Source organism: Burkholderia sp. GW821-FHT14F03 (assembly GCF_058803765.1).
The window spans coordinates 15,422-27,177 of the sequence record NZ_JBXAPG010000036.1 but is presented as its reverse complement, the minus strand read 5'-3'; the positions used below and the strand labels follow the sequence as shown (position 1 = coordinate 27,177).

11 protein-coding genes are annotated in these 11,756 nt (G+C 64.8%); all 11 read left to right on the top strand.

The annotated features are described in order from the left end of the window. Positions 1–44: 44 nt before the first annotated feature. The 11 genes from nuoG (at position 45) to AC1RQF_RS23030 (ending at position 11,671) form a co-directional block, all read left to right on the top strand. Positions 45–2,372 (top strand): NADH-quinone oxidoreductase subunit NuoG, encoded by a 2,328-nt coding sequence (gene nuoG / locus AC1RQF_RS23080; protein WP_492873049.1) that lies wholly within the window; start codon positions 45–47, stop codon positions 2,370–2,372. Beyond that, positions 2,373–3,437 carry an NADH-quinone oxidoreductase subunit NuoH gene (gene nuoH / locus AC1RQF_RS23075; RefSeq protein WP_274004132.1) on the top strand — a complete coding sequence of 355 codons (1,065 nt, stop codon included), beginning with the start codon at positions 2,373–2,375 and terminating at the stop codon, positions 3,435–3,437. Between the two features lie 15 nt (positions 3,438–3,452). Continuing rightward, entirely contained in the window at positions 3,453–3,941 is a 489-nt protein-coding gene (gene nuoI / locus AC1RQF_RS23070; RefSeq protein WP_252983716.1) for an NADH-quinone oxidoreductase subunit NuoI, read from the top strand. Positions 3,942–4,058: 117 nt separating this feature from the next. Next, the gene (locus AC1RQF_RS23065) at positions 4,059–4,715 is read left to right on the top strand and encodes an NADH-quinone oxidoreductase subunit J (RefSeq protein ID WP_274004131.1); all 657 of its coding nucleotides are present in this window, start codon (positions 4,059–4,061) and stop codon (positions 4,713–4,715) included. 17 nt (positions 4,716–4,732) lie between these two features. Further along, positions 4,733–5,038 carry an NADH-quinone oxidoreductase subunit NuoK gene (gene nuoK, locus AC1RQF_RS23060; RefSeq protein ID WP_252983714.1) on the top strand — a complete coding sequence of 102 codons (306 nt, stop codon included), beginning with the start codon at positions 4,733–4,735 and terminating at the stop codon, positions 5,036–5,038. A gap of 17 nt (positions 5,039–5,055) precedes the next feature. Further along, the gene (nuoL, locus tag AC1RQF_RS23055; RefSeq protein WP_274004130.1) at positions 5,056–7,104 is read left to right on the top strand and encodes an NADH-quinone oxidoreductase subunit L; all 2,049 of its coding nucleotides are present in this window, start codon (positions 5,056–5,058) and stop codon (positions 7,102–7,104) included. A gap of 15 nt (positions 7,105–7,119) precedes the next feature. Continuing rightward, positions 7,120–8,610 carry an NADH-quinone oxidoreductase subunit M gene (locus AC1RQF_RS23050; protein WP_274004129.1) on the top strand — a complete coding sequence of 497 codons (1,491 nt, stop codon included), beginning with the start codon at positions 7,120–7,122 and terminating at the stop codon, positions 8,608–8,610. Positions 8,611–8,649: 39 nt separating this feature from the next. Continuing rightward, the gene (nuoN, locus tag AC1RQF_RS23045; RefSeq protein WP_274004336.1) at positions 8,650–10,107 is read left to right on the top strand and encodes an NADH-quinone oxidoreductase subunit NuoN; all 1,458 of its coding nucleotides are present in this window, start codon (positions 8,650–8,652) and stop codon (positions 10,105–10,107) included. Further along, positions 10,107–10,403, top strand: a complete 297-nt coding sequence (locus tag AC1RQF_RS23040) for a DUF2818 family protein (protein WP_252983711.1) — start codon at positions 10,107–10,109, stop codon at positions 10,401–10,403. Before nuoN ends, AC1RQF_RS23040 begins: the two co-directional genes overlap by 1 nt. A gap of 37 nt (positions 10,404–10,440) precedes the next feature. Next, entirely contained in the window at positions 10,441–11,031 is a 591-nt protein-coding gene (locus AC1RQF_RS23035) for an NUDIX domain-containing protein (protein WP_492873048.1), read from the top strand. Positions 11,032–11,248: 217 nt separating this feature from the next. Beyond that, positions 11,249–11,671: a DUF1178 family protein gene (locus AC1RQF_RS23030; protein ID WP_274004126.1), complete on the top strand. Its 423-nt coding sequence runs from the start codon at positions 11,249–11,251 to the stop codon at positions 11,669–11,671. Positions 11,672–11,756 lie beyond the last annotated feature (85 nt).

Here is an 11,756-nt window from a genome sequence, read left to right as displayed (position 1 = left end):
GTATGCGCGAACGAGCGGAAATAGGTTAAGGACCATTCACCATCATGGTTGAACTTGAAATAGACGGCCAGAAGGTCGAGGTGCCCGAAGGCAGCATGGTGATCCAGGCTGCGCACAAGGCGGACAAGTACATCCCTCACTTCTGCTATCACAAGAAGCTGTCGGTTGCGGCCAATTGCCGGATGTGTCTCGTTGAAGTCGAGAAGATGCCGAAGGCCGTACCGGCCTGCGCGACGCCCGTGTCGGCCGGCATGATCGTGCACACCACGTCCGACAAGGCCGTGAAGGCGCAGCAATCGGTGATGGAATTCCTCCTCATCAATCACCCGCTCGACTGCCCGATCTGCGATCAGGGCGGCGAGTGTCAGCTGCAGGATCTGGCGGTCGGCTACGGCAAGTCGTCGTCGCGCTACAGCGAAGAGAAGCGCGTGGTGTTCCACAAGAACGTGGGCCCGCTGATCTCGATGGAAGAAATGTCGCGCTGCATCCACTGCACGCGTTGCGTCCGCTTCGGCCAGGAAGTCGCCGGCGTGATGGAACTCGGCATGCTGGGCCGCGGCGAGCACTCGGAAATCACGACCTTCGTCGGCAAGACGGTCGATTCCGAGCTGTCCGGCAACATGATCGACCTGTGCCCGGTCGGCGCGCTCACGAGCAAGCCGTTCCGCTACAGCGCCCGTACCTGGGAACTGTCGCGCCGCAAGTCGGTGAGCCCGCACGATTCCGTCGGCGCGAACCTCGTGGTGCAGGTCAAGAACAACCGCGTGATGCGCGTGCTGCCGTTCGAGAACGAGACCGTCAACGAGTGCTGGATCTCGGACAAGGACCGTTTCTCGTACGAAGGCCTCAACAGCGAAGAACGCCTGACCAAGCCGATGCTCAAGCAGGGCGGCCAGTGGCTCGAAACCGACTGGCAGACCGCGCTCGAATACGTGGCGAAGGGCCTCAAGGGCATCGCGGCCGATCACGGCGCGAATGCGCTGGCCGCGCTGTCGAGCGCGCACAGCACGGTCGAGGAGCTGTTCCTGCTCAAGCAGCTGGCGCGTGAACTGAAGACCCCGAACGTCGATTTCCGCCTGCGTCAGGCTGATTTCTCGGCGCCGGTCAACGGTGCGCCGTGGCTCGGCATGCCGATCGCCGACCTGTCGACGGTCAACGCCGCGTTCGTCGTCGGCTCGTTCCTGCGCCGCGACCACCCCCTCTTCGCCGCGCGCCTGCGTCAGGCCGCGAAGAACGGCGCGAAGCTGCATTTCCTGAACGCCACCCGCGACGATGCGCTGATCCCGACCGCGAAGCGGATCGCGGCGGCGCCGTCGACATGGTTCGACGAGCTGGCCGGCGTGGCCGCGGCGGTCGCGCAGGCGCGCGGCGTCGCGCTGCCGGACGCGCTGTCGGGCGTCGCCGCATCGGAAGCCGCGCAGCAGGTCGCGCAGGCGCTGACGAGCGGCGAGCGTCGCGTCGTGCTGCTCGGCAACGGCGTGGTGCAACATCCGCAATTCGCGCAGCTGCATGCGGCCGCGCAGTGGATCGCGGAACAGACGGGCGCGACGCTCGGCTTCCTGACGGAAGCGGCCAATACCGTCGGCGCGCACCTCGTCAACGCACTGCCTGACCAGGGCGGCCTCAATGCGCGCGACGCGTTCGCGCAGCCGCGCAAGGGCTACGTGCTGCTGAACGTCGAGCCGGAATTCGATACGGCCGACCCGGCGCAGGCCCTGGCCGCGCTGAAGCAGGCGGAGATGGTGGTCGTGATGTCGCCGTTCAAGCACGGTCTCGACTACGCGGACGTCCTGCTGCCGATCGCGCCGTTCACGGAAACGGCCGGTACGTTCGTCAACGCGGAAGGCGTCGCGCAGTCGTTCAACGGCGTCGTGCGTCCGCTGGGCGACACGCGTCCGGCCTGGAAGGTGCTGCGCGTGCTGGGCAGCCTGCTGAACCTGCCGAACTTCGAATACGAAACCTCGGAAGAGGTGCGTCTCGCGGCGCTGGGCGAGCGCGTGGCGGCCGAGCGCCTGTCGAACCACACGGCGGTCGCGCCGGCGCGGGTCGCGGCGGCGGCGAACAGCGGCCTCGAGCGCCTCGCCGACGTGCCGATCTATCACGCCGACGCGCTGGTGCGCCGCGCGGGTTCGCTGCATCTGACGGCGGCCGCGAAGGCGGCGAACAAGGCGGCGCTGCCTGCCGCGCTGTTCGACCGGCTCGGTCTGAAGGATGGCGACGCGGTGCGCGTGCGCCAGGGCGATCGCGCGGTGCAGTTGCCGGCCGTGCGTGACGAGAATCTTGCGGAGACGGTCGTGCGTGTATCGGCGGCGACGCCTGCCGGCGCTGAGCTTGGCAGCCTGTCCGGTGAACTGGTGGTGGAGAAGGCGTAAATGAGCTTGTTCGATACGATCAACTCGGGCGGAGCCCAGCTTCTCGGTGTCGCGTGGCCGACGGTATGGGCGCTCGTGCGCATCCTCGTCGTCAGCGTGGTGATCCTGCTGTGCGTGGCGTACCTGATTCTGTGGGAACGCAAGCTGATCGGCTGGATCCACGTGCGTCTCGGACCGAACCGCGTGGGCCCGGCGGGCCTGCTGCAGCCGATCGCCGACGTGCTGAAGCTGCTGCTCAAGGAAGTGATCCAGCCGACGGCCGCGAGCCGCTGGTTCTACCTGATCGCGCCGGTGATGACCGTGCTGCCCGCGTTCGCGGTGTGGGCGGTGATCCCGTTCCAGGCGGAAGCGGTGCTCGCCGACATCAACGCGGGCCTGTTGTACGCGATCGCGATCTCGTCGATCGGCGTGTACGCGGTGATCCTGGCGGGCTGGGCGTCGAATTCGAAGTACGCGTTTCTCGGCGCGATGCGCGCGGCCGCGCAGATGGTGTCCTACGAAATCTCGATGGGTTTCGCGCTGGTCGTCGTGCTGATGACGGCGGGCAGCCTGAACCTGTCGGCGATCGTCAATTCGCAGCAGCACGGCATCTTCGCGAGCTACGGCCTCAACTTCCTGTCGTGGAACTGGCTGCCGCTTCTGCCGGTGTTCGTCGTCTACTTCGTGTCGGGCATCGCGGAAACGAACCGCCACCCGTTCGACGTGGTGGAAGGCGAGTCCGAGATCGTCGCGGGCCACATGATCGATTACTCGGGGATGGCGTTCGCGCTGTTCTTCCTCGCCGAGTACATCAACATGATCGTGATCTCGGCCCTGACCGCGACGCTGTTCCTCGGCGGCTGGTCCGCGCCGTTCGAATTCCTGTCGTTCATCCCGGGCATCTTCTGGCTGGTGCTGAAGGTCTTCGCGCTGCTGTCGGTGTTCATCTGGGTCCGCGCGACGTTCCCGCGCTACCGGTACGACCAGATCATGCGCCTGGGCTGGAAGGTGTTTCTGCCGGTGTGCGTGGTCTGGGTGATCGTGGTCGGCTTCTGGATCATGTCGCCGCTGAATATCTGGAATTAAGGGGCGGTTGAAATCATGACGGCAATCCAACACTTCTTTAAGACGTTCTTCCTGGTCGAGCTGCTGAAAGGGCTCGCGCTGACCGGACGTTATGCGTTCAAGCGCAAGTTCACGGTGCAGTTCCCGGAAGAGAAGACGCCGATTTCGCCGCGCTTTCGCGGGCTGCACGCGCTGCGCCGCTACGAGAACGGCGAAGAGCGCTGCATCGCATGCAAGCTGTGCGAGGCGGTGTGCCCGGCGCTGGCGATCACGATCGAGTCGGAAACGCGCGCGGACAACACGCGCCGCACGACGCGCTACGACATCGATCTCACCAAGTGCATCTTCTGTGGGTTCTGCGAGGAAAGCTGCCCGGTCGACTCGATCGTCGAGACGCAGATCCTCGAGTATCACGGCGAGAAGCGCGGCGACCTGTACTTCACGAAGGACATGCTGCTCGCGGTGGGCGACCGCTACGAGAAGGACATCGCGGCCGCGAAGGCCGCCGATGCGCCGTATCGGTAACAGGTGGTATGCAGTGCCGGCCCGAGCGGGCCGGCCGAGCCGCGGCGACGGTTGCGGCACGCTTGTCTTGTGCCAACGAACCGCGCCTGATACAGGCCTAACGATGAACCGGTAATCATGGACTTCACGACCGTACTCTTCTACATCTTCTCGCTGCTCCTCGTGGTCTCGGGGCTGAAGGTGATCACTTCGCGCAACCCGGTCGGGTCTGCGCTGTTCCTCGTGCTCGCGTTCTTCAACGCGGCCGCGATCTGGATGCTGCTCGAGGCCGAGTTCCTCGCGATCCTGCTGGTGCTGGTCTACGTCGGCGCCGTGATGGTGCTGTTCCTGTTCGTCGTGATGATGCTGGACATCAACATGGACGAGCTGCGGCGCGACTTCAAGCGCTTCGTGCCGATGGCGACCGTGGTGGGCGCGATCATCGTGGTCGAGACCGCGCTGATCCTGTGGCGCGGCTACGGCGCGACCTCCGCGCCGGTGCGCGACATCGCCGCGGGCGCGCTCGCCGGCATGCCGAACACGCGCCTGATCGGCAAGGTGATCTATACCGATTACATCTTCGCCTTCGAAGTCGCCGGCCTGGTGCTGCTCGTCGCGATCATCGCCGCGGTGGCGTTGACCGAGCGCAAGGGCAAGGACAGCAAGCGGCAGCGCGTGTCCGACCAGGTGAAGGTGCGTCGCCAGGACCGCGTGCGCCTCGTGAAGATGCAGGCGGAGAAGCCGCAGCCGGAAACCGTCGACGGCGATGCCGGTTCCACCGGCAACAACGGCTAAGCGGAGGAGAAAGACAAATGTTGACCTTGGCCCATTACCTCGTGCTCGGCGCGATCCTGTTCGCGATCGCCATCGTCGGGATCTTCCTGAACCGTCGCAACATCATCGTGATCCTGATGTCGATCGAATTGATGCTGCTCGCGGTGAACACCAATTTCGTCGCGTTCTCGCATTACCTCGGCGACGTGCACGGCCAGATCTTCGTGTTCTTCGTGCTGACGGTCGCGGCGGCTGAAGCCGCCATCGGCCTCGCGATTCTGGTGACGTTGTTCCGCAAGCTCGACACGATCAATGTCGAGGATCTCGATCAGCTCAAAGGTTAATTTCAGGCACCGCTGTTATGTCAACGACACTCAATGAAAACCTGCTGCTGGCGATTCCGCTCGCTCCGCTGGCCGGCTCGCTGATCGCGGGGCTGTTCGGGAACGCGGTGGGGCGCAAGGGCGCGCACCGGGTCACGATTCTCGGCGTCGCGATCTCGCTCATCCTTTCCGCGATGGTGTTCCTCCAGGTGATGAACGGCGCGAGCTACAACGCGACGGTCTACGAATGGATGAACGTGGGCTCGCTGAAGCTCGAGGTCGGCTTCCTCGTCGATTCGCTGACCGCGATGATGATGGTGGTGGTCACCTTCGTCTCGCTGATGGTGCACATCTACACGATCGGCTACATGTCGGAGGAAGAGGGCTACCAGCGCTTCTTCTCCTACATCTCGCTGTTCACGTTCTCGATGCTGATGCTCGTGATGAGCAACAACTTCCTGCAGCTGTTCTTCGGCTGGGAAGCGGTGGGCCTGGTGTCGTACCTGCTGATCGGCTTCTACTTCACGCGGGAAAGCGCGATCTACGCCAACATGAAGGCGTTCCTCGTGAACCGCGTCGGCGACTTCGGCTTCCTGCTCGGCATTGGCCTGCTGCTCGCCTACGCGGGCTCGATGAACTACGGCGAAGTGTTCGCGAAGCGCGAGGCGCTCGCGGTGCTGCACTTCCCGGGCACCGACTGGGGCCTGCTGTCGGTCGCCTGTATCTGTCTGTTCATCGGCGCGATGGGCAAGTCCGCGCAGTTCCCGCTGCACGTGTGGCTGCCTGACTCGATGGAAGGCCCGACGCCGATCTCCGCGCTGATTCACGCGGCGACCATGGTGACGGCCGGCATCTTCATGGTGACGCGCATGTCGCCGCTGTTCGAACTGTCCGACGCGGCGCTGTCGTTCATCACGGTGATCGGCGCGATCACGGCGCTGTTCATGGGCTTCCTCGGCATCGTCCAGAACGACATCAAGCGGGTGGTCGCGTATTCGACGCTGTCGCAGCTCGGCTACATGACGGTCGCGCTCGGCGTGTCCGCCTACCCGGTCGCCGTGTTCCACCTGATGACGCACGCGTTCTTCAAGGCGCTGCTGTTCCTCGGCGCGGGCTCGGTGATCATCGGCATGCACCACGACCAGGACATGCGCAACATGGGCGGCCTGCGCAAGTACATGCCGATCACCTGGATCACGTCGCTGATCGGCTCGCTGGCGCTGATCGGCACGCCGTTCTTCTCCGGCTTCTACTCGAAGGACTCGATCATCGATGCAGTGAAGCTGTCGCACCTGCCGGGTTCGGGCTTCGCCTACTTCGCGGTGGTCGCGAGCGTGTTCGTGACCGCGCTGTACTCGTTCCGCATGTACTTCCTGGTGTTTCACGGCGAAGAGCGCTTCCGCAAGCCGAAGCATCCGGATTCGCCGATGGGGCAGGCGGCCGCGCACGGTCACGACGATCACGGCCACGGCCATGACGACCACGCGCACGAACCGCACGAGACTCCGTGGGTCGTGTGGGTGCCGCTCGTGCTGCTGGCGATTCCGTCGATCGTGATCGGCGCGATCGCGATCGGTCCGATGCTGTTCGGCGACTTCTTCCAGCACGGCGTCGCGTTCGACAAGGTGATCTTCATCGGCGCGAACCACCCGGCGCTGGCCGAGATGGCCGAGGAATTCCACGGCTGGGCCGCGCTCGGCCTGCATTCGATCTCGACGCTGCCGCTGTGGCTCGCGGCCGCCGGCGTGATCGTCGCGTGGTTCCTGTACCTGAAGCGTCCGGATCTGCCGGCGGTGGTCCGCCGCGCGTTCGGCCCGATCTACACGCTGCTGGACAACAAGTACTACATGGACAAGATCAACGAGGTCGTGTTCGCGAAGGGCTCGGTCGCGATCGGGCGCGGTCTGTGGAAGGAAGGCGACGTCGTGGTGATCGACGGCCTCGTCAACGGCAGCGCGCGTTTCATCGGCTGGTTCGCCGGCGTGATCCGCTTCCTCCAATCCGGTTACATCTATCACTACGCGTTCGCCATGATCATCGGCATGCTGGGGCTCCTGACCCTGTTTGTAACGCTCGGCGGCAAATAAGGCGGGGGACGACTAATGCACTCTTTTCCGATTCTCAGTACCGCGATTTGGCTGCCGATCGTGTTCGGCCTGCTCGTGCTCGCGGTGGGTTCCGACAAAAATCCGGGCACGGCGCGCTGGCTCGCGCTGATCGGCTCGCTCGCGGGCCTCGCGGTCACGCTGCCGCTGGTCACGGGCTTTGATACGAGCACGGCCGCGCTGCAGTTCGTCGAGCAGACGACCTGGATCGAACGCTTCAACATCTCGTATCACCTCGGCGTCGACGGCATCTCGATGTGGTTCGTCGTGCTGACCGCGCTGATCACCGTGATCGTCGTGATCGCGGCGTGGGAAGTGATCACCGAGAACGTGTCGCAGTACCTGGCCGCGTTCCTGATCCTGTCCGGCATCATGATCGGCGTGTTCTCGTCGGCCGACGGCCTGCTGTTCTACGTGTTCTTCGAAGCCACTCTGATCCCGATGTACATCATCATCGGCGTGTGGGGCGGCCCGAACCGCGTGTACGCGGCGTTTAAGTTCTTCCTGTACACGCTGGCCGGCTCGCTGCTGATGCTGGTTGCGCTGATCTACCTGTACACGCAGACGCATTCGTTCGACCTCGCCACCTGGCAGAACGCGAAGATCGCGATGACGCCGCAGGTGCTGCTGTTCATTGCGTTCTTCCTCGCGTTCGCGGTGAAGGTGCCGATGTGGCCGGTCCACACCTGGCTGCCGGACGCCCACGTCGAGGCGCCGACGGGCGGCTCGGTGGTGCTGGCCGCGATCATGCTGAAGCTCGGCGCGTACGGTTTCCTGCGCTTCTCGCTGCCGATCACGCCGGACGCGAGCCACTTCTTCGCGCCCACGGTGATCGCGCTGTCGCTCGTCGCGGTGATCTACATCGGCCTCGTCGCGATGGTGCAGTCCGACATGAAGAAGCTGGTCGCATATTCGTCGATTGCGCACATGGGCTTCGTCACGCTCGGCTTCTTCATCTTCAACCAGCTCGGCGTCGAAGGCGCGATCATCCAGATGATCTCGCACGGCTTCGTGTCGGGCGCGATGTTCCTGTGCATCGGCGTGCTCTACGACCGCCTGCACTCGCGCCAGATCGCCGATTACGGCGGCGTCGTCAACGTGATGCCGAAGTTCGCGGCGTTCGCGATGCTGTTCTCGATGGCCAACTGCGGCCTGCCGGGCACCTCCGGGTTCGTCGGCGAGTTCATGGTGATCCTCGCGGCCGTCCAGTTCAATTTCTGGATCGCGTTCGGCGCGGCGTTCACGCTGATTCTCGGCGCGGCCTACACGTTGTGGATGTACAAGCGCGTGTACTTCGGCGCGGTGAAGAACGACAAGGTCGCGCAGCTGAAGGACATCGGCCGCCGCGAATTCACGATGCTCGCCGTGCTGGCCGCATTCACGATGCTGATGGGCCTGTATCCGAAGCCCTTCACCGACGTGATGCACGTTTCCGTGGAAAACCTCCTCTCCCACGTCGCGCAGTCGAAGCTGCCGCTGGCCCAGTAAGCGCGAGCGGAGGACATAAAGATCATGCAAAACGCACCTATGACTGTCTTGTTGCCTGACGCGCTGGTGATGCTCGCCATCATCGTCGCGTGGCTGAACGACACCTTCGCCGGCGCGGCCGGCCGTCGCCTCACGTATCTGATCGCGGTCCTGTCGTCGGTCGCGGCCGGCGTGTGGTTCGCGCTGCAGGCGTTCGATCCGCAGCAGTACTACTTCTTCACGCGGATGGTCGTCGTCGACTCGTTCGCGAGCGTGATGAAGGCGGTGGTGTCGCTGGGCTTCGCGGTGGCGCTCGTCTACTCGCGCAAGTACCTGGAAGATCGCAACCTGTTCCGCGGCGACGTGTTCCTGCTCGGCATGTTCTCGCTGCTCGGCCAGCTGATCATGATCTCGGGCAACAACTTCCTGACGCTCTACCTCGGTCTCGAACTGATGTCGCTGTCGCTGTACGCGACCATCGCGCTGCGCCAGGATGCCGCGCAGTCGAGCGAAGCGGCGATGAAGTACTACGTGCTGGGCGCGCTCGCGTCGGGCTTCGTGCTGTACGGGATCTCGATGCTGTACGGCGCGACCGGCTCGCTCGAGCTGAACGAAGTGCTGAAGGCTGTCGCGTCGGGTCGCATCAACGACGCGGTGCTGCTGTTCGGCGTGATCTTCGTGGTCGCGGGCGTGGCGTTCAAGCTCGGCGCGGTGCCGTTCCACATGTGGGTGCCGGACGTCTACCAGGGCGCGCCGACCGCGATGACACTGTTCGTCGGCGGCGGCCCGAAGGTCGCGGCGTTCGCGTGGGGCCTGCGGTTCCTGGTGATGGGCCTGCTGCCGCTCGCGGCCGACTGGCAGCAGATGATCGTGATCCTCGCGGCGCTGTCGCTGATCGTCGGCAACCTGACCGGTATCGTCCAGCGCAACGTGAAGCGGATGCTCGCGTACTCGGCGATCTCGAACATGGGCTTCGTGCTGCTCGGCCTGCTGTCGGGCGTCGTCAACGGCAATCCGGCGTCGGCGGCGAGCGCGTACAGCTCGGCGATGTTCTACACGATCGTCTACCTGGTGACGACGCTCGGCTCGTTCGGCGTGGTGATGCTGCTCGCGCGCCGCGATTTCGAGGCCGAGACCATCGACGACCTGAAGGGCTTGAACAAGCGCAGCCCGGTGTTCGCGTTCGTGATGATGGTGATGATGTTCTCGCTCGCGGGGATTCCGCCGACGGTCGGCTTCTACGCGAAGCTCGCGGTGCTCGAGGCGACGGTCAATGCCGGCCTGACGTGGCTCGCGGTGCTGGCGGTCATCACCTCGCTGTTCGGCGCGTTCTTCTACCTGCGCATCGTCAAGCTCATGTACTTCGATGCGCCGCAGGACACGACGCCGATCACGGGCGATGTCTGCAAGCGCACGATCCTGGTGCTGAACGGCCTTGCCGTCGTCGTGCTCGGCCTGGTGCCGGGCCCGCTGATGACGATCTGCCTGCAGGCCATCAGCCACACGCTGCCGCTCTGATGTCGGCAGCGGGCTGGTTCATCGTGCTGTTGGCGCTCGCGGGCGCCAACCTGCCGTTCCTGAATCAGCGGCTCTTCGCCGCGGTGCCGCTGGGCGCCGCGAAGAAGAGCGGCTGGATCCGGATCGGCGAATTGATCGTGTTGTACTTCATCGTCGGCGCATTGGGCTTCTGGCTCGAATCGCGCGCCGGCAATCGCTTCGAACAGGGCTGGCAGTTCTACGCGATCACGTTCAGCTTGTTCGTGGTGTTCGCGTTCCCCGGCTTCACGTTCCAGTATCTCGTCAAACGACGCTGACGGCCGCCGGCCGTTGCGCTCACTTCCGGAGCCGCCGATGGCTGACCTGCCGAATCACGACGCTACGCTGACCGAAACCTGCATCGACAGCCAATCGATCTACGACGGCGCATTCCTGAAGCTGCGGCGCGACACGGTGCGCCTGCCGGACGGCAAGCAGGCGACCCGCGAGTACGTGAAGCACCCGGGCGCGGTGATGGTGATCCCGCTGTTCGAGGACGGTCGCGTGCTGCTGGAGAGCCAGTACCGTTACCCGATCGGCAAGGTGATGGCCGAATATCCGGCCGGCAAGCTCGATCCGCAGGAAGGGCCGCTCGCGTGCGCGATCCGCGAACTGCGCGAGGAAACGGGCTACAGCGCGCGCGAATACGTGCACCTGACGCGGATCCACCCGATCATCTCCTACTCGACCGAGTTCATCGACCTGTATCTTGCGCGCGGCCTGACGGAAGGGGAGCGCGCGCTCGACGAGGGCGAGTTCCTCGAAACCTTCAGCGCGACCGTGCCGCAAGTGCTGGAATGGATCCGCACCGGCCAGATCACCGACGTGAAGACGATCATCGGCACGATGTGGCTCGACAAGGCGCTGTCCGGCGCCTGGCCGCTCGGCGAGGTGATTCGCCCCTAGCCGGGCGCCCCTGGCCGGGCGCCCCTGCCAGACGTCCGTCGCCGATAGTCCTCAAGCGGGGCGCGCCCGGAACCGGCCGTCCCACCCCACGCTCGGCGGCGATTCGAGCCGCACGCTACAATCGATGCCGGTCGCGGTTCGGCCGCAGGTCGAGATTTAGCACGACCGTTCATAAATTTTTGTTTTGCGATACACTCCGAGCACGCCCTGATTCAGCATGAAGGTCCTCGATTTACAGTGCCCGCACGGCCATCGGTTCGAAGGCTGGTTCGCTTCCGCCGATGAGTTCGAAGCGCAGTTGTCCCGCAGGCTGGTCGAATGCCCGGTGTGCGGGGCGACCGAGGTCAGCCGCATGCCGTCCGCGCCGCGCCTGAATCTGTCGGGCGCGACGCAGCCGGCGCCGGCCGATCCGCGCGCGCTGCAGGCGCAGGTGATGCGCGCGTTGCGCGAGGTGCTGGACAAGACCGAGAACGTGGGCGAGCGCTTCGCCGAGGAAGCGCGGCGCATTCATTACAACGAGGCGCCCGTGCGCAGCATCCGGGGAGTGACGACACCGGAGGACGCGCGAGCCTTGGTCGAAGAAGGCATCGACGTGATGCCGCTGCCGGTTCCGGCCGCGCTGAAAGAGCCGTTGCAGTGATCGCCCGCTGATCGCCGCGCTGCTCCTGGCGGCCTCGTCGGCCGCGGAGAGCCCTGCGGGGCCGGCGCAAGTGCCGAGGCACGAT

Coding starts and splice junctions, on each gene's coding strand:
- nuoN (WP_274004336.1), top strand. CDS start 8,650: ATGACTGTCTTGTTGCCTGACGCGCTGGTGATGCTCGCCATCATCGTC.
- nuoG (WP_492873049.1), top strand. CDS start 45: ATGGTTGAACTTGAAATAGACGGCCAGAAGGTCGAGGTGCCCGAAGGC.
- AC1RQF_RS23050 (WP_274004129.1), top strand. CDS start 7,120: ATGCACTCTTTTCCGATTCTCAGTACCGCGATTTGGCTGCCGATCGTG.
- nuoL (WP_274004130.1), top strand. CDS start 5,056: ATGTCAACGACACTCAATGAAAACCTGCTGCTGGCGATTCCGCTCGCT.
- nuoK (WP_252983714.1), top strand. CDS start 4,733: ATGTTGACCTTGGCCCATTACCTCGTGCTCGGCGCGATCCTGTTCGCG.
- nuoH (WP_274004132.1), top strand. CDS start 2,373: ATGAGCTTGTTCGATACGATCAACTCGGGCGGAGCCCAGCTTCTCGGT.
- AC1RQF_RS23065 (WP_274004131.1), top strand. CDS start 4,059: ATGGACTTCACGACCGTACTCTTCTACATCTTCTCGCTGCTCCTCGTG.
- AC1RQF_RS23040 (WP_252983711.1), top strand. CDS start 10,107: ATGTCGGCAGCGGGCTGGTTCATCGTGCTGTTGGCGCTCGCGGGCGCC.
- AC1RQF_RS23030 (WP_274004126.1), top strand. CDS start 11,249: ATGAAGGTCCTCGATTTACAGTGCCCGCACGGCCATCGGTTCGAAGGC.
- AC1RQF_RS23035 (WP_492873048.1), top strand. CDS start 10,441: ATGGCTGACCTGCCGAATCACGACGCTACGCTGACCGAAACCTGCATC.
- nuoI (WP_252983716.1), top strand. CDS start 3,453: ATGACGGCAATCCAACACTTCTTTAAGACGTTCTTCCTGGTCGAGCTG.